At 67.4% G+C, this 16937-nt stretch carries 18 protein-coding genes; 14 read left to right on the top strand and 4 right to left on the bottom strand.

Annotation, left to right across the window (positions count from 1 at the left end):
* The first annotated feature begins 36 nt into the window (after window positions 1–36).
* The 6 genes from G6035_RS01590 to G6035_RS01565 all read left to right on the top strand — a co-directional run bounded on the left by G6035_RS01590 (window position 37) and on the right by G6035_RS01565 (window position 6050).
* Window positions 37–1320 (top strand): ABC transporter substrate-binding protein, encoded by a 1284-nt coding sequence (locus G6035_RS01590; protein WP_176615308.1) that lies wholly within the window; start codon window positions 37–39, stop codon window positions 1318–1320.
* A gap of 117 nt (window positions 1321–1437) precedes the next feature.
* Complete coding sequence (locus G6035_RS01585; RefSeq protein ID WP_256127654.1) at window positions 1438–2376, top strand: carbohydrate ABC transporter permease; 939 nt, start codon at window positions 1438–1440, stop codon at window positions 2374–2376.
* Window positions 2373–3263 carry a carbohydrate ABC transporter permease gene (locus G6035_RS01580; protein ID WP_176615307.1) on the top strand — a complete coding sequence of 297 codons (891 nt, stop codon included), beginning with the start codon at window positions 2373–2375 and terminating at the stop codon, window positions 3261–3263. The genes G6035_RS01585 and G6035_RS01580 overlap by 4 nt, the downstream gene beginning before the upstream one ends.
* 10 nt (window positions 3264–3273) lie before the next feature.
* Window positions 3274–4422: a galactonate dehydratase gene (dgoD, locus tag G6035_RS01575; protein ID WP_176615306.1), complete on the top strand. Its 1149-nt coding sequence runs from the start codon at window positions 3274–3276 to the stop codon at window positions 4420–4422.
* A 7-nt stretch (window positions 4423–4429) separates the two neighbouring features.
* Complete coding sequence (locus G6035_RS01570; protein ID WP_176615305.1) at window positions 4430–5086, top strand: bifunctional 4-hydroxy-2-oxoglutarate aldolase/2-dehydro-3-deoxy-phosphogluconate aldolase; 657 nt, start codon at window positions 4430–4432, stop codon at window positions 5084–5086.
* Window positions 5087–5093: 7 nt separating this feature from the next.
* Window positions 5094–6050 (top strand): sugar kinase, encoded by a 957-nt coding sequence (locus tag G6035_RS01565; protein ID WP_176615304.1) that lies wholly within the window; start codon window positions 5094–5096, stop codon window positions 6048–6050.
* A 9-nt stretch (window positions 6051–6059) separates the two neighbouring features.
* Here G6035_RS01565 and G6035_RS01560 read toward each other — a convergent pair whose 3' ends face one another.
* Entirely contained in the window at window positions 6060–6728 is a 669-nt protein-coding gene (locus tag G6035_RS01560) for a response regulator (RefSeq protein WP_176615303.1), read from the bottom strand.
* Window positions 6725–8332 (bottom strand): sensor histidine kinase, encoded by a 1608-nt coding sequence (locus G6035_RS01555; protein ID WP_176615302.1) that lies wholly within the window; start codon window positions 8330–8332, stop codon window positions 6725–6727. The genes G6035_RS01560 and G6035_RS01555 overlap by 4 nt, the downstream gene beginning before the upstream one ends.
* A gap of 235 nt (window positions 8333–8567) precedes the next feature.
* Between G6035_RS01555 and G6035_RS01550 the strand changes: the two genes are divergently transcribed.
* From G6035_RS01550 to G6035_RS01530, 5 genes are all read left to right on the top strand, one after another.
* Window positions 8568–9434: an ABC transporter ATP-binding protein gene (locus G6035_RS01550; RefSeq protein ID WP_218062875.1), complete on the top strand. Its 867-nt coding sequence runs from the start codon at window positions 8568–8570 to the stop codon at window positions 9432–9434.
* A complete protein-coding gene (locus tag G6035_RS01545; protein WP_176615301.1) occupies window positions 9431–10303 on the top strand; it encodes an ABC transporter permease in 873 nt (290 codons plus the stop codon). Before G6035_RS01550 ends, G6035_RS01545 begins: the two co-directional genes overlap by 4 nt.
* Window positions 10304–10371: 68 nt before the next feature.
* Window positions 10372–11475 carry an ABC transporter substrate-binding protein gene (locus tag G6035_RS01540; RefSeq protein WP_176615300.1) on the top strand — a complete coding sequence of 368 codons (1104 nt, stop codon included), beginning with the start codon at window positions 10372–10374 and terminating at the stop codon, window positions 11473–11475.
* Window positions 11476–11584: 109 nt separating this feature from the next.
* On the top strand, window positions 11585–12151 hold the full coding sequence (pyrE, locus tag G6035_RS01535) for an orotate phosphoribosyltransferase (RefSeq protein ID WP_371130782.1): 567 nt from the start codon (window positions 11585–11587) through the stop codon (window positions 12149–12151).
* 51 nt (window positions 12152–12202) lie between these two features.
* Window positions 12203–12832, top strand: coding sequence for a thymidine kinase (locus G6035_RS01530; protein ID WP_176615298.1), 630 nt, complete (start codon window positions 12203–12205; stop codon window positions 12830–12832).
* On the opposite strand, the gene G6035_RS01525 is transcribed toward G6035_RS01530, so the two are convergent.
* Window positions 12829–13569, bottom strand: a complete 741-nt coding sequence (locus G6035_RS01525; RefSeq protein ID WP_176615383.1) for an HAD-IIA family hydrolase — start codon at window positions 13567–13569, stop codon at window positions 12829–12831. The two genes, G6035_RS01530 and G6035_RS01525, sit on opposite strands and share 4 nt — an antisense overlap.
* 161 nt (window positions 13570–13730) lie before the next feature.
* Here G6035_RS01525 and G6035_RS01520 point away from each other — a divergent pair, with 161 nt between their 5' ends.
* The 3 genes from G6035_RS01520 to G6035_RS01510 all read left to right on the top strand — a co-directional run bounded on the left by G6035_RS01520 (window position 13731) and on the right by G6035_RS01510 (window position 16061).
* A complete protein-coding gene (locus tag G6035_RS01520) occupies window positions 13731–14399 on the top strand; it encodes a TrmH family RNA methyltransferase (protein ID WP_176615297.1) in 669 nt (222 codons plus the stop codon).
* A gap of 213 nt (window positions 14400–14612) precedes the next feature.
* Entirely contained in the window at window positions 14613–15635 is a 1023-nt protein-coding gene (gene fbaA, locus G6035_RS01515) for a class II fructose-bisphosphate aldolase (RefSeq protein ID WP_176615296.1), read from the top strand.
* A complete protein-coding gene (locus G6035_RS01510; protein ID WP_176615295.1) occupies window positions 15636–16061 on the top strand; it encodes a DUF3151 domain-containing protein in 426 nt (141 codons plus the stop codon). It abuts the gene before it with no gap.
* A gap of 87 nt (window positions 16062–16148) precedes the next feature.
* Here the strand turns inward: G6035_RS01510 and G6035_RS19875 are convergent, their stop codons facing one another.
* Window positions 16149–16898 (bottom strand): DUF2249 domain-containing protein, encoded by a 750-nt coding sequence (locus G6035_RS19875; RefSeq protein ID WP_256882261.1) that lies wholly within the window; start codon window positions 16896–16898, stop codon window positions 16149–16151.
* Between the last annotated feature and the right edge of the window lie 39 nt (window positions 16899–16937).

Here is a 16937-nt window from a genome sequence, read left to right as displayed (position 1 = left end):
CCCTGTGGTTCCTGCCAAAAAGAAAAGGAAGTCGTAATGAAGCGACGCTCAGTACTCCAGCTCCTGGCTGTTGCAGTAGTGGTTCCATTCGGTGTTGCGGCCTGCGGTGGCGGCGGCGGGGGAAAGGCGTCCAACACGGTGCGCGTCACGCTCGCCAACCACGTGTGGACCGACGGCATCAAGGCTGCCATCCCTGAATTTGAAAAAGCGTCGGGGCTCAAGGTCGAGCTGACCCAGCTTGGCGAAGACCAGCTTTCCGACCAGTACAACGTCAAGCTCAACGCGGGCAGCGACGAAATTGACGTGATGATGTACCGCCCGCTCCAGGAAGGCAAGCAGTTTGCCAAAAACACCTACCTGGCCGACCTGACCGCGCATGTCACCTCGGACGCGTCCTGGGACTGGAAGGACTTCCAGCCGGGACCGGTCACGGCCAGCACCTTTGAGGGCAAGGTGGTGGGCGTGCCGATCATCACCGAGCGCGAGGTGCTCTACTACCGCAAGGACCTGCTCGAAGCGGCCGGCGTGGCGGTTCCCAAGACCATGGCGGAGCTCGAGGCGGCGGCCAAGAAGATTTCCGGGGCCAACAAGGGCATTGCCGGCTTCGTGGCCCGCACCAACAAGTCCGCGGCCGTCACACAGTTCTCCAGCTTCCTGTACAGCTTCGGCGGGGATTTCATGGACGAATCCGGCAAATCGAGCATCGCAACGCCTGAAGCCAAGGCCGCCTACGCCTTCTACGGCGGCCTGATCAACAAGTACGGCCCCGCCAACGTCAGCACCGACATGAGCTGGCCGGAGGCCATGGCCATCTTCACGCAGGGCAACGCGGCTTTCTACACCGAGGCCGACTCCCTGTACAAGAACGCCACCGACGCGGCGAAATCCAAGGTTGCCGACAAGGTGGGCTTCGCAGCGCTGCCGGCAGGCCCCGCCGGCGCCAAGCCCTACAACATCCCGTCATGGGGCCTTGCCATCAACTCGGCCTCGGGCAACCAGGAAAACGCCTGGAAGTTCATCCAGTGGGCCACGTCCAAGGAACGGACCCTGGCGGCGCAGAAGGCCGGTGTCCCGGGCCCGCGCAGTTCCGTGTGGGCGGACGCCGACGGCACCTCGACGTACCCGAAGGACCTGGCCCAGGCCATTGCCTTCAGCGCCGAGCACGGCGTGGGCCACGACCGGCCCCTCGTGATTGCCGTGGGCAAGGCGCGGGAGATTGTGGGCGGGCCGATTGTCACCGCCATCACCGGCGGCGATTCCGCCGCGGCCGCCACGGCAGCCAACGACGCCTTCCAAAAGTTCCTGGCAAGCGACAAGTAATGCCCCTTCCGGGCGGCAGGGACGGCAGCGGCCGTCCCGGCCGCCCGGTCCCCGGCCGCGCCGGCCGCGTGCAGCTCCGGCGCGAAGAATGCCCCCTTTCGATTCCCTAGGTGAACCATGTCTGTTTCCGTAAAGACCCCGGCCGTACGCCGGACGGCACCCCCGCCACGATCGTTCTCCGACTGGGCCAACCAGCACAGAAAATGGCTGTTTGCCTCACCGGCCATGATCTTTGTGGGCCTGCTGATCATTTTCCCGCTCGCCTGGACCGTCTACCTGAGCCTGACCGACTCCCACGGGTCGGTGCGCGCGCCGTCTGACTTCATCGGGCTGAAAAACTACCTGACGGTGCTCTCGGACACCGACCGCTTCTGGCCCGCCGTGGGGCGGACGGCGTACTTCACGTTCACCGCGCTCGCCGTCGAAATGGTCCTGGGCATGGCCATCGCCCTGCTACTGTGGCGCCCGTTCCGCGGCGAAAAGTGGGTCCGCGTCGCCATTCTCCTGCCGCTCGTGGCCACGCCCGTTGCCGTCGGCATGATGTGGCGGCTGATCTTTGACCCCAACATCGGCTTCGCCAACCAGATGCTCGGCTGGGTGGGCATCCCCCCGCAGCCGTGGCTGTCGGGGCAATACACGGCCCTGCCCACCACCATCTTCATGGACATTTGGCAGTGGACGCCCATGGTGGTGCTGATCCTGCTGGCCGGGCTGACCTCGCTGTCCGACGAACCCGACGAGGCCGCACGCGTTGACGGGGCCAACGCCTGGCAGCGCTTCTTTTACATCACCCTGCCGCTGATGATGCCCACCGTCATCGTCGCCATCCTGCTGCGCAGCATTGACGCGTTGAAGACCTTTGACATCCTCTACGCCACGAAGGGCAAGGGCGGGGGGTCCTTCCATGAAGTGGAGACGCTGAATGTGTACGCGTACGGGCTCAGCTTCGATTACAACGAATACGGCCTTGCCTCGGCCGTGCTCATCATCTTCTTCCTCATCATCATCGCGTTCATGTGGATTCTGACCCGCCGCAGGAAAGGTGCAAGCCAATGACCCCGTCACTTCTGCCCGCCGGGGCCGCCCGGGCGGCCCGGTCGGACGCCCCGGTGCCGGCCCGCCGCAAGCCGCTGTCCGTGCGCGCCTACACCTGGTTCCGCTTTGCTGCGCTCACCGTGGTGGTGCTGGCCCTGCTGGCACCCCTGGCCTGGCTTTTCGCGTCGTCGCTGAAAACCAATGTGGACATTTACGACGCCACCAAGACGATCATCTTCACCCCCACGTTGGAGAACTACGTCAACGTCATCACCCGCAACAACTACTTCGTGTACATCTTCAACAGCTTCTGGGTGGCGTTTGTCTCCACCGTGCTGTCCCTGGTGCTGGGTGTCCCCGCCGCCTATGCCATGAGCCGGTTCACGATGCACCGTTCCGCCCTCGTGGTGTTGATGGCCCGCGTCATCCCCGGCATTTCCCTGCTGGTGCCGTGGTACTACGTGTTCTCCAACATGCACATGGTGGGCGGCTTCACCGTCCTGATCCTCAGCCACATGTTTGTGGCGCTGCCGCTGATTGTGTACATCATGATGAGCTACTTCGATTCCATGCCGCTGGAGCTTGAGGAATCCGCGCAGGTTGACGGGCTGACCCCCATCGGCGCCTTCCGGAAAATCACGCTGCCGCTTTCCGCGGGCGGGATGGCCACGGCAGGCATCCTGGCGTTCATCTTTTCCTGGAACAACTTCATGTTCGCCCTGGTGCTCTCCGGCGCCGACACCAAGACGCTGCCCGTGGCCATTTTTGACTTCGTCTCCTACGCCAGCATCGACTGGGGCGGGCTCATGGCAGCGGCAACCGTGGTCACCGTTCCCATCATGGTCATTGCCCTGTTCACGCAAAAATACATCGTCTCCGGCATGACTGCCGGCGCAACCAAGGGATAGGCGCACCGTCATGACCCGTATTGTCAAGGTTGAAACCTTCCTGGTCCCGCCACGCTGGCTGTTTGTGCGCATCGAGACGGCCGGCGGGATTGTGGGGTGGGGGGAGGCCACCTGTGAGGGCCGGAGCGAAACGGTGCGCACCGCCGTCGAACAACTCTCCGAAGTCCTCATCGGCGCCGACGCGCTGCGCATTGAGGACCACTGGCAGGTCATGACCAAGGGCTCGTTCTACCGGGGCGGCCCCATCCTCGCCAGCGCAGTGTCCGGCCTGGACCAGGCGCTCTGGGACATAGCCGGCAAGCACTTCAACGCCCCTGTCCACCAACTCCTCGGAGGGCCCGTCCGCGACCGCATCCGGGCCTACGGCTGGGTGGGCGGCGACGAGCCGGGGGAGGTGGCCGAGTCCATCCAGGCCCAGCTGGACGTGGGGCTGACGGCGGTGAAGATGAACGCCAGCGGGCGAATGCCCCCCGTGGCGTCCGTCGCGGAGATCGACGGCGTGGTGCGCCGCGTGGCGGCCGCCCGCGAGGTCCTCGGCGAGCACCGCGACGTGGCCGTCGACTTCCACGGCCGGTTCACGCTCGCCAATGCGCGCCGTGTGGCCCCGCTGCTGGAACCGTACCGGCCGTTTTTCCTCGAGGAACCGGTGGTCCCGGAAAACACGCACCTGCTGCGTGAATTCACCCGGTCCACCACCACGCCCGTCTCCACGGGGGAGCGGCTGTACTGCAGGCAGGAGTTCCTGCCGGCGCTGCAGGCAGGCATTGCCGTGGCGCAGCCGGACCTTTCCCATGCCGGCGGCATCACAGAGGTGCGCAAGATCGCCGCCCTGGCCGAGGTCTACGATGTCCAGCTGGCCCCGCACTGCCCCCTCGGTCCGCTGGCGCTCGCCGCCTGCCTGCAGGTGGGGTTCGCAACCCCGAACTACCTGATCCAGGAGCAAAGCATCGGCATCCACTACAACCAGGGGGCCGAGGTGCTGGACTATGTGCTGGACAAGGGCCCGCTGAAATTTGTGGACGGGCACTTCGAGCGGCTGCCGGGCCCGGGCCTGGGCATCGACATTGACGAGCGTGCCGTGCGCGAGGCCGACAAGCGCGGGCATGCCTGGCGCGGCCCCGTGTGGCGGCACGCCGACGGCTCCTTTGCGGAATGGTGAGGCTGCCATGAACCAGGCACCGGAGGAGTTCCTGGCCGGGGTGCGGGCCGCCAAGCTCATCGCCATTGTGCGCGGCACCAGCAGCACGGCCGCGGCGGCCGCCGCCCTGGCACTGATGGAGGAGGGGTTCCGCTACGTTGAGGTGGCCCTGACGACGCCGGACGCGCCCGGTGCCATTGCGGCCGTCCGTGCCGCGGCGCCCCCTGGTGCGCTGGTGGGGGCGGGCACGGTGCTGACCGCCGCCGACGTCAGGGAGGTCGAAGCGGCAGGGGCCCAGTTCATTGTCACCCCTGCCCTCGCGGAGTCCATCCGTGTGGCGGCAGGGCGCGGCCTGCCGGTCCTGGCGGGCGCCCTGACACCGACCGAGGTGCTCGAGGGCATGAACCGCGGCGCCACCCTGGTCAAGCTCTTCCCGGCATTCATCGGCGGGCCGCGCTACCTCAAGGCGCTGCTGGATCCGTTCCCGGCCGTCCCGTTGGTGGCGGTCGGCGGGGTGGGCGCGGCAGACGCCGCCGACTACTGGGATGCCGGGGCCGCCGCCGTCGGGCCCGGCAGCCCGCTGGTGGGCGACGCGGCCTCGGCCGGAGGGGACCTGGCAGCGATGCGGTCCCGTGCCCGCGATTACCTGCGCACGGCGGCGGACCATTCCCGCCGGCAGGGCTGAGCGCGGGATGGTTTCCGTGGACGTGTTGACCTTCGGCGAGACCATGGTGTCCCTGCGCTCGGCAGGCCCGCTGGCCCAGGGCGGCTCCCTGGCCATGCACGCGGCCGGCGCGGAGTCGAACGTGGCCGTGGGCCTGGCCCGCCTGGGCCACCCGGTGCGGTGGGCCGGCCGCCTGGGCTGCGACCCGCACGGCGACTTCGTTGAACGGGCGCTGCGCGCCGAGGGCGTGGACCTGGCAGTGGGCCGCGACCCCGTACGGCCCACAGGCGTGATGTTCCTGGAGCGGCGCACCGCCGACGTCAACAGGGCCTGGTACTACCGCTCCGGCTCGGCCGGCTCCGGCCTCAGCCGGGCGGACGTTGAAGGCCCGCTCGAGGACGGGGCGCGGATCCTGCACCTGACCGGGATTACGCCGGCGCTCTCGGCCAAGGCCCTGGACGCCTTTGCCTTCGCCGCCGAAACAGCCGCCGCGCGCGGCATTGTGGTGTCTCTGGACGTGAACTACCGCGGCAAGCTGTGGTCCCGGGAGGAAGCCCGGGCGGCCCTTGCCCCGGTGGCCCGGCATGCCGCCGTCGTCATCGCCTCGGACGACGAACTGGACCTGCTGGTCCCGCGGCGCGCCACGGACGGTGTTGCCGGCACGGCCGCGGAGCTGCTCGGGCTCGGCGTGCGCGACGTCGTCGTCAAGCTGGGTGCCCGGGGCGCCGAGGCGTACACGGCGGCCGGGACCAGCCGTGCCGGGGCCGTCGCCGTGGATGCGGTGGACACCGTGGGTGCCGGGGACGCGTTCTCGGCCGGCTACCTCTCGGGGCTGCTTGAGGGCGGTGATGTTGCCGCGCGGCTGCGGCGTGGGGCCTTGATGGGCGCCTTCGCCGTGAGCACCGCCGGTGACTGGGAGGGGCTGCCGCAACGGCACGAGCTGGGGCTCCTGGACGCGACGGAAAGCGGCGCGACGGACCGCTAGGCCTGTGCGCTAGGCGATCGTGTAGGAGTTCAGCGGGCGGCCCGTGGTCCCGTAGCTGAGGTCAAGGACCACCAGGCCCTTGCGCTCCAACGCCCCGAGGTAGCGCTGGGCCGTGGGCCGGCTGACGCCGAGGGTGTCGGCGATTTCCGCGGCGCCGACGGGCCCGCCGGCGGTCCTGACGGCGTCGAGCACCTTCTGCATGGTCGGTTGCAGGCGGGGCGCGGGGGCCGCGGCACGCACGGCAGCGGAGCGGGTGTTGTACAGGCTGTCCACCACGGCCTGGCTGGCCGACGGCGCCGAGTCAAGTTCCTGCCGCCAGCGGTGGTAGGCCTCCAGCTGGGTGCGCAGCTGCTCAAAGCTGAAGGGCTTGACCAGGTAATAGACGGCGCCGCTGCTCATGGCCGAGCGCACCGTGGCCAGGTCCCGGGCGGCGGTGATGATGATGCAGTCAACCTCGGTTCCGGCGGCCTGCAGCGACCGCAGCAGCGAGAGCCCGTCCTCGTCCGGCAGGTGCACGTCCAGCAGCAGCAGGTCCGGGGACAGCCGGGCAATGGCCTCCCGCGCGGACGCGGCGCTGTACACCTCGCCGACGCATTCAAAGCCGTCGACCCGGGCCACCCGGGCGGCATGGATGCGGGCCACCCTGAAGTCGTCGTCAACCACCAACGTCCTGATCACTGCGTGTCCCTCGCTTCCGTGCCTGCCGTGCCCGACGTGCCCGCCACGTCTGCCTGCGCCGGCAGCCACACCTCAAAGTTACCTCCCGGACCCGGGAAAACGTCGAGGGTGCCCCCTGCCCGGTGCACGATCCGGCGCACCAGGGCCAGGCCGATCCCGCGGCGCATCCCGGGCCGGGTGTCCTTCGTGGAGTACCCGTCAACCACCACGGCGTCGATCCTGTCCGCCGGCACGCCGGGGCCGTTGTCCCGGACGGCGATGAACACCCCGTCCGCGTCGTCCAGCTGGACCGTCACAGTGCGGGGCCGGGGAGACCCGGCCAGGGCGTCCACGGCATTGTCCAGGAGGTTGCCCACCACGGTGAGCAGTTCGGCTGCGTCCACCAGGGGCCGTTCCAGCCGGGACTCGGCCGTGACCTTGATCTGCACGTCCTGTTCGGCCGCGACCGTGATCTTGGCCAGCAGCAGCGCAGCCAGTTCCGGCGGGGCAATCCGCGAACGCAGCCCCTCGCCCAGGGAACGCGAGGACTCCGAGATTTGCGAGACGTACGTGCGGGCCTGGGCCACATCGCCAAGCTCCAGCAGCCCGTCCACCACGTACAGGCGGTTGGCATATTCATGCTCCAGGGCCCGCATCGCCTCCATCAGGCCCTGGACGGAATGCAGGTCCCGCACCAGCCCCTCGATCTCGGTGCGGTCCCGCAGCGTCACCACCGAGCCGATGCTCCGCCCGCCAATGGAAACGGGCATGCGGTTGACCACCAGCAGGGCGTCCTCCGTCAGCGCCACCTGGTCGACGCCGTCGAGCCTGCCGGTGAGCAGCTGGCGCAGCCGGCCGTCGGGAACCAGTTCCGCCACCGGCATGCCCAGGGCGGTCCCTTCCACCTTCAGCAGCCGCCGCGCCTCCTCGTTGATGACGGTCACCCGGCCGTCGTCGTCAAGTCCGATGACGGCCTCCCGGATCCCGTGAAGCAGCGCCTCCCGCTCCTGCAACAGGAAGGCGATCTCCGACGGTTCCAGGTTGAACGTGACGCGCTTGATGCGCCGGGACAGCAGCAGTGACCCGGCGATGCTCAGGAGCAGCACCAGCGCCGAAAAGCCGGCAATGAGCCAAATGTTCGCCGCCTGTTCGTCCCGTTCCCGGGTGTCCAGGATGCCCACCGAGACCTCGCCGATCACGGCGCCGTCCGCGGAGAAGATCGGGGCCTTGGCGTTGGCCGACAGCCCCAGGCTGCCCGGGTCAAAGCCAAGGTGGGTCTTCCCGTCCAGGACGGCCACCGGTTCCTCCAGCTTCTTGCCGATGAGGGCGGGGTTCGGGTGGGAGTAGCGGATCCCGTTGCGGTCGGTGACCACCACGTAGGAGGGATTGGCCGTGGCCACAATCTCCCTGGCCAGGGCCGCGATGGTGTGGTGGGGGTCCTTGGCCTCCAATGCGGAGCGCACCTCGGGCATCGCGGCCGTGGTGGTGGCGATGCCCAGCGCACGGAGCTGGTACTGCCGGTCCAGCGTCTGGTTGCTGACAACCGTGAACAGGAACGCGCCCAGGACCACGGCGAGCAGCAGCAGGGAGAGCATGCTGAGCAGGATCTGCGTGGTCAGGGTCATCGACCGGTGCCGCACCCGGCGGGCGCGTGCCGGCGGAATTCGGCTCACCGGACCCGGCCCCCGGACCGGTGCGGATGCCCATTGCAGAAAACGCACAAAACGTGCATTTTTGCGGTTAAGTTGCACAACTTACTGAAGTCTTTTGGCACTGGCTGTCACTTTCTAAGCTCGTCTTAGCTTATGTGATCCGACTCACGCATGCGAACCAAATCCAGGAAGGGAAACAGTGACAACGGTGTCAGAATTACACAGAAGGGGCGGCTCGCCCACGGACCACGGTGGAGGTGGGGGAGACAACGGCGGACGCATCGAAATCCACGGCCTGACCAAGCGCTACCTCACCCCGAAGGGCGAGACGTTCACGGCCATCCGCGACGTGTCGCTCACCGTCGAACCGGGCCAGTTTTGCGCGATCGTGGGACCGACGGGCTGCGGCAAGTCCACCACGCTGGCCCAGGTCTCCGGACTGGAACACCCGAGTGCCGGCTCCGTGACCGTTGGCGGCCGCACCGTCGAAGGCATCACCAACGGCGTCAGCTACATGTTCCAGGCGGACGCGCTGTTCCCCTGGAAAACCGTGCTCAACAACGTGCTGATCGGCCCCGTCCTCCTCGGCACGCCCAAGCGCGAGGCCACCGAGCTCGCCATGGACTGGCTGCGCCGCGTGGGCCTGGCCGGCTTCGAGGACCGCTACCCCCACCAGCTTTCCGGCGGCATGCGCAAGCGCGTCGCCATGGCGGCGGCACTGATCAACAACCCGCGGATCCTGCTCATGGATGAGCCGTTCGGTGCACTTGATGTGCAGACCAAGGCCATCATGCAGAACGAGCTGCTCCAGCTCTGGGAGGGCCTGCGGCCTTCGGTCCTGTTCATCACCCACGACCTCGACGAGGCCGTGGCGCTCGCAGACAAGGTGGTCATCATGACCAGCAGTCCCGGCTCCATCAAAAACGTCTTCGACATCGACCTGCCCAGGCCGCGCGGGGACGTCCAGCAAATCCGGCACGAGGAACGCTTCCTTGAACTGCAGGGGCAGATCTGGTCCTCCCTGAAGGACGAAGTCACCCGGGCCTACAAGCAGACGGCAGGGGTGCCGGCATGACATCGATAACGCACAAGGCACCGCTGGTCCACGAGGAGGAGGCCCAACTCAAGGCCGACGCGCACCGAGCCATGACGCTGCGCAAGACCTGGATCTGGGTCGGCCGGGCGCTGCTCGCCGTCGTCGTCATCGGCGGCTGGCAGTGGTTCACCGCCGTCGGGCTCGTGGACAAGTTCTTCTTCGGCCAGCCGACGGAAGTCTGGAACAGCCTGGTCCGGCTCTTCACGGAAGGCACCGCCTTCGGCACCATCTGGGAAAACCTCTGGATCACGGTGCAGGAGGCGCTGGGCGGATTCGTGGTCGGCACGCTCGCCGGCGTCATCCTCGGCATCCTCCTGGGGTCAAACCGCTACCTCTCCGACGTGGTGGGACCCTACATCCGGATCGTCAACTCCATTCCACGCATCGTGCTCGGCTCAATCTTCATCGTGGCCTTCGGCCTCGGGATGGGCCCGAAGGTGCTGCTCGCGGCAGTCCTGGTGTTCTTCGTGGTCTTCTTCAACGCCTTCCAGGGCGTCCGTGAGGTGGACCAGAACCTCATCTCCAATGTGCGGGTCCTGGGGGCCTCACCGCTTCAGGTGGCCATGCACGTGACCATCCCGTCGGCGATGACCTGGATCATCGCCAGCCTGCACACGGCCTTCGGCTTCGCGATCATCGGCGCGCTGGTGGCAGAGGTGCTCGGGGCCCAGCACGGCGTCGGGCTGATCATCACCCAGGCGCAGGGGACCTTCGACCCGAATACGGTCTTCGCCTGCATGGTGATCATCGCGGTGGTCACCCTCGGCGCCGAATACCTCATCAGCCTCCTGGAGCACTCCCTGCTCAAGTGGCGGCCGCCGAGCCGCTCGGAAGCACAGGCCATCTAGGAACCTTCCTTCCATTCACTGAATTAGGCAAACGCCCGGTTTTCGGGACAAACACAAAAGGAAAAATCATGATCAAGCACAAGATCTACGCGGCTGCGGCCACCGGGGCCATCGTCCTCAGCCTCGCAGCCTGTGGGGGCACTGGCACCGCGGGTAGCGGCAGCAGCGCCGGGGCCAATGGCGGCGCCGCGTCCATGCCGACCGTCACGATGATGGTGGGCGGCATCGACAAGCAAATCTACCTGCCCTACGAACTGGCCCAACAACTGGGCTTCTACAAGAAGTACGGCGTGAACATGCAGCTCTCCACGGAGCAAAACGGCGGTGTGGGAGCCGAGGACGCCATGGCCTCCGGGCAGGTCGACATGGCCGGCGCCTGGTACGTCCACACGGTTGACTTCCAGGCCAAGGGCAAGGACGTCATCAACCTGGTCCAGCTCTCCGGTGCACCGGGCGAACGCATCATGTGCGGCACGGACAGCGGGGTCCACTCGCCGGCGGACTTCAAGGGCAAGACGATGGGCGTCACCGACCTTGGCTCCGGCACCGACGAGCTGACCCAGTTCGTCGCCTCGCAGGCCGGCGTCACGAAGAAGGACTACCACACCCTCGCCGTCGGGGCAGGGGCCACCGCCATCGCCGCCATCCAGCGCAAGTCCGCTGACTGCGTCATGACCACCCAGCCCACCGTCGGGGCGCTGGAAAGCAAAAAGCTCGCCTACACCGCCGTCGACCTGGCAACGGCCGCCGGCGCCACAAAGACGCTCGGCGGCGACTGGCCCGCAGCCGGTGTCCTGGCCAACGCCAGCTGGGTGAAGACGCACGAGGACGCCGCCCAGAAGGTGGTGGACGCGCTCGTCGCGACGATGCACTGGATCAACACGCACTCCGCAGCGGACATCGCCAACAAGCTGCCGTCGTCGTACGTGCAGAACAGCACCATCAGCAAGGACCAGTACATCGCCGGGCTGACCACCGACAAGGGCCAGTTCCTGCCGGACGGGATCATGCCTGCCGGCGGCCCGAAGGTCATCTTCGCCATGGAGAAGGGCAACGGCGTGGACACCTCCAAGGTCAGCATTGCCGGCACCTTCACCAACAAGTACGCCCTCGCGGCCAACAAGCTCGAAGGCTTCGCCACCACCACGACGCCCGCCGGCGCCGACGGCTGACACAGCCGGTACCGCACTGCGCACCACCCCACCGGGGTGGTGCGCAGCGCCGCGCCCAACGGAAGGTGTGCAGAACCGGACGCCGGGCAAAGCATTTAGAATGGAGGCCATGACCCAGACTCCCGCTGCCGACCGCGCCCGCCTGCTCGAACTCATCAAGGAACTGGCCGTGGTCCGCGGCAAGGTGATCCTGTCCTCCGGCAAGGAAGCCGACTACTACATCGACCTGCGCCGCATCACGCTCCACCACGAGGCCTCCCGCCTGGCCGGCCGCGTCATGCTGGCCATGCTGGACGACGCCGGGATTGAGTTTGAGACGGCCGGCGGCCTGACCATGGGGGCGGACCCCGTCGGCACCGCCCTCATGCATGCCGCCGCCGACGCCGGCCGGGCCATCGACGCGTTCGTGGTGCGCAAGGCCCAAAAGTCCTATGGCATGGGCCGCCAGGTGGAAGGCCCCGGGGTGGACGGGCGCGACGTTGTGGTGCTGGAGGACACCTCCACGACGGGCGGCTCAGCGCTGACCGCCGTCGAAGGCGTGCGCAGGGCCGGTGGCAACATCAAGGCCGTCGCCGTGATCGTGGACCGGGACACGGGCGCCAAGGAACGCATCGAAAGCGAAGCCGGCGTCCCCTACCTGTTCGCCTTCGGCAAGGACGAGCTCGGCCTCGACTGACGCCTGCGGCCGGCCGTGGTGCCGGACACCTTAATTCTTGAAAGGTCCCTTTTGTCCAAGCTTTACTTCCGTCATGGTGCCATGAACTCCGGCAAGTCCACGGCCCTGCTGCAGGTGGCGTTCAACTATGAGGAGCGCGGGCAGCGGGTGCTGCTGGCCAAGCCGGGCATCGACACCAAGGGCGCCGGCGAAATTGTGTCCCGGCTGGGGATGACGCGCAGCGTTGACTTCCTCATCCAGCCCGGCGACGACGCCCGCGCGGTCTTTGCCGCCCACGCCGCCGGCGACGACCCGGATGCCCTGCTGGAGCATGTCCAGGTGGCGCCGGTGGCCTGCCTGCTCGTGGACGAGGCCCAGTTCCTGACCCCTGCCCAGGTGGACGGCCTCTTCCGCATCGCCGTCCTGGACCGCGTGCCGGTCATCGCGTACGGGCTGCGCACCGACTTCCGCACCCGCGCCTTCCCGGGCGCGGCACGGCTGTTGGAGATGGCCCATTCCCTGGAAGAGCTGAAGACCATCTGCCGGTGCGGCCGGAAGGCGCTGTTCAACACCCGCCGGGTCGGGGCGGACATCGTGTTCGACGGCGACCAGGTCGCCATCGACGGCGCCGACGTCTGGTACGAGTCCCTGTGCGGAAACTGCTACCTCGAAGCCTCCGGCGGCCGGCTGCCCGGGCGCTAGATCTGCTCCAGCAGGTCCGCCACGGAACCCAGCGCCTGGTCCGGGCGGAACGGGTAGGCGTCAATGTCCTCCGGCCGCGTGATGCCGGTGAACACCAGCACGGTGTGCAGCCCGGCCTCCATGCCGGCGATGATGTCGGTGTCCATGCGGTCCCCGATCATCGCGGTGGTCTCCGAGTGGGCCTCAATGCGGTTCATGGCCGAACGGAACATCATCGGGTTTGGCTTGCCCACCACATACGGTTCCCGGTTCGTGGCCTTCGTGATCAGTGCGGCAATGGCGCCGGTGGCCGGCAGGGGGCCCTCGGCGGACGGGCCGGTGGCGTCGGGGTTGGTGGCTATGAAGCGCGCGCCGTCACCGATGAGCCGGATGGCGCGCGTGATGGCCTCGAAGGAATACGTGCGTGTTTCGCCGAGCACCACATAGTCCGGGTCCTGGTCGGTGAGGATGAAGCCGGCCTCGTGCAGCGCCGTCGTCAGCCCCGCCTCGCCAATGACAAAGGCCCGCCCGTGGGGCATCTGCGACTTCAGGAACTGCGCCGTGGCCAGGGCCGACGTCCACAGGTTTTCCTCCGGCACCTCCAGCCCGGAGGCGCGCAGCCGTGCGGCGAGGTCCCGCGGGGTGAAGATGGAATTGTTGGTCAGCACCAAAAAGCGCCGGGACGTGTCCACCCAGCGCTGGATCAGTTCGGCGGCGCCGGGCACGGCCTGGTTTTCATGGACCAGCACGCCGTCCATGTCGGTGAGCCAGCATTCAATGTCGGCGGGCTTGCGGTGGGTCGCCTTGGTCACAGTGCCTCCTGGGGCTGGATGTTCCTTCGTGTCTCAGTCTGGCAGATGGGCGCGCGCCGGTGGGCGTGCGGCACCCACCGCCGCGGCCGGACCGCTAAAATTGGACGGTGACCACTCCCGCCAACGCCCCCGCCCCGGAATCCACCGACCACCCGGAGCTGCACCACGAGGTGGGCGTCGGCCCCTGGGAGGGGGCATGGCCGGACGGCGGGCACTGGGACCCGGAACTGCTGGCCGCGGGCGACCGGCGCAACGTCCTGGACCAGTACCGCTACTGGAAGATGGACGCCATCGTCGCCGAGCTGGACACGCGCCGGCACGACTTCCACATCGCCATTGAAAACTGGCAGCACGACATGAACATCGGCACCGTGGTGCGCACCGCCAATGCGTTCCTGGCCAAGGAAGTGCACATCATCGGACGACGCCGGTGGAACCGCCGGGGTGCGATGGTCACCGACCGCTACCAACACGTCCGCCACCACCCCACCGTGGACGACTTTGTCGCGTGGGCCACGGACGAGGGCCTGGCGATCATCGGGATCGACATCTTCCCCGACTCCCAGAAACTGGAAACGTTTGAACTGCCGCGCAACTGCGTGCTGGTGTTCGGCCAGGAGGGGCCGGGCCTGAGCGCCGAGGTGCACGCCGCGGCCCAGGCCACCCTGTCCATTGAGCAGTTCGGCTCCACCCGCTCCATCAACGCGGCTGCGGCGGCCGGGATTGCCATGCACGCCTGGATCCGCCGCCACGTCTTCAACCAGCACGTGGCCTGAGCAACTTCCTGCGGATATTCCACAGGAAACCGGCGACCGGCCAGCGTCCGGCACCCGGCCAGGGCCCGCCGTCGTGCGTGTCAAGGGTCCGCTGCAGAGACAGGGCTTCATCTACTTCGCCACAATGGCGCCCATCGCTAAGATGGAGGTAGCCATGCTGGAGGCGGCCAACAGCGCTGCCACCTTGTACCGTATAGCCCCAAGGAGCTTTTCATGCCCATTGCAACACCGGACAAGTATGCCGAAATGATTGATCGTGCGAAGGCTGGGGGGTTTGCCTATCCTGCGGTCAACGTGACGTCTTCGCAGACGTTGAATGCGACGCTGCAGGGTTTTGCCGATGCCGGCACCGATGGCATTATCCAGGTTTCCACCGGTGGTGCCGCGTATTGGTCCGGCGCGGGGGTGAAGGACATGGTGGCCGGTTCGCTGGGGTTTGCCGCGTTCGCCCGTGAGGTGGCGAAGAAGTACCCGGTCAACGTGGCACTGCACACCGACCACTGCCCGAAGGACAAGCTGGACGGTTTTGTGTTGCCTCTGCTGGCGGCGTCGGAGGCGGAGGTGAAGGCGGGCCGGGACCCGATCTTCAACTCGCACATGTGGGACGGTTCGGCGGAGACGCTGGCGGAAAACCTGCGGATCGGCCGTGAGCTGCTGGCCCGCACGCACGCCGCGCACATCATCCTCGAGGTGGAGATCGGGGCCGTGGGCGGCGAGGAGGACGGTGTGGAGAACGCCATCAACGACAAGCTGTATTCCACGGTGGCCGATGGCCTGGCCACGGTGGAGGCGCTGGGTTCCGGTGAGAATGGCCGGTACATCACGGCGCTGACGTTTGGCAATGTGCATGGGGTCTACAAGCCGGGCAATGTGAAGCTGCGTCCGGAGATCCTGAAGGAAATCCAGGCCGCGGTGGGTGCGAAGGTGGGCAAGGACAGCCCGTTCGACCTCGTTTTCCATGGCGGTTCGGGCTCTTCCGCGCAGGAAATTGCCGATGCCGTTTCCTACGGTGTCATCAAGATGAACATCGACACGGACACCCAGTATGCGTACACGCGCCCGGTGGCCGGGCACATGTTTGCCAACTATGACGGTGTGCTCAAGGTGGACGGCGACGTCGGGAACAAGAAGACCTACGACCCCCGTGTCTGGGGTGCCGCTGCCGAAAAGGGGCTGGCGGCCCGTGTGGTGGAAGCCGCGCAGCAGCTCGGTTCCGCCGGCAAGACGTTCAAGTAGATGTCTGATTCATTCCGTAAAAACCTCCTTGGCCCCGAGCCCACGCTGCTCCCGGCCGAGGAGGATGTCCAGGCGCGCCTGGATGCCGGGGATGAGGCGGTTGACCTCGCGGCCGTCCATCCGACGTCGTCGCTGTTGTGGGCCATCCTGGCCGACGAGGCCTACGTGGAGGGCCGGACCATCGAGTCCTACGCCTATGCGCGCACGGGCTACCACCGCGGCCTGGACGCGCTGCGCCGCAACGGCTGGCGTGGGACCGGGCCCGTGCCGTGGTCGCATGAGGGCAACCGCGGTTTCCTGCGTGCGCTTTATGCGCTGGGACGGGCCGCGGGTGCCATTGGCGAGGCCGACGAGGCCGCCCGCATCTCGACGTTCCTCAACGATTCGGACCCGGCCGCCGCGGCCGCGATCGAAGCGGCGCTCTAGCAGCAACTAGGTCGCAGTTGTTACCGTTTTCCCGCGATTTTCCGGGGTTTTTCGGTAACAACTGCGACCTAGTTGGGGCTTGGAGGGTCAGTTGCGGACCATGCTCAGCTTCCAGGTCTCCGGGCCGTTCTCCACATAGTCGACGGCGAACTTGCCGGCGGCGCGCTGTTCCAGCTGGGCCAGGAGCGGCAGCGGGTTGTGGTTGGCAATGAGCAGGATGCCCTTGCCGGAGGACAGGCCCTCAAGTGCGCCAAAGATGGTGGCGTGGCGGATGGCGTGCGGGATGACCCGGGTGTCCAGCTCGGACAGGCCGGGCTCGTCATGGCCGCCGCAGGCGCAGCCGCCCGTGGCCGGTGCCGCGGCCGCAGGTGCGGAGGCGCGCTCGGGGAGGATGCCGGACAGGGTGAATGCCGGGTTTTGGGCCAGGGCCGGAACCACCAGCGCGGTGGCCTGGTCCAGGAACGCCGCGCCGGCTTCCTGGAGGCGCGCACCGGCGTGGATGATCCGGGCCGGCGCATCCTGTTCCTCCAGGGCCTTGGCGGCCTCGGCCAGCCGCGCACTGTGCCCGGCGGCCAGCGTGGCCACCACGGCGTCCTTGCCGGTGGCGCCGGAGAGCGCCTGTGCAAAGGCTGCGGCCAGCGGCTGCAGTTCCGTTTCGGTGAATTCCACCAGCTTTGCCTGGTCCCCGCCGGCCAGTTCACCGCCCGCGTTCGATGCGGCGGACAGCAGGTTTTTGCCCAGCGTGCCCAGCGTTCCACCGGCTTCCGCCAGACGGTTGTTGACTTCTTCCAATGCGGCGGCCTCGGCGGAAGAGGAAGCAAGGACCAGGTTGTTCACGGCATTTTTCCTTTTGACGGTGGATGGAATGGCGATTCT

The sequence above is a fragment of the Arthrobacter sp. SDTb3-6 genome, assembly GCF_013376095.1.
Classification (GTDB): domain Bacteria; phylum Actinomycetota; class Actinomycetes; order Actinomycetales; family Micrococcaceae; genus Specibacter.
The sequence above is the reverse complement of the archived record's forward strand: the minus strand, read 5'-3'. Positions and strand labels throughout refer to the sequence as shown.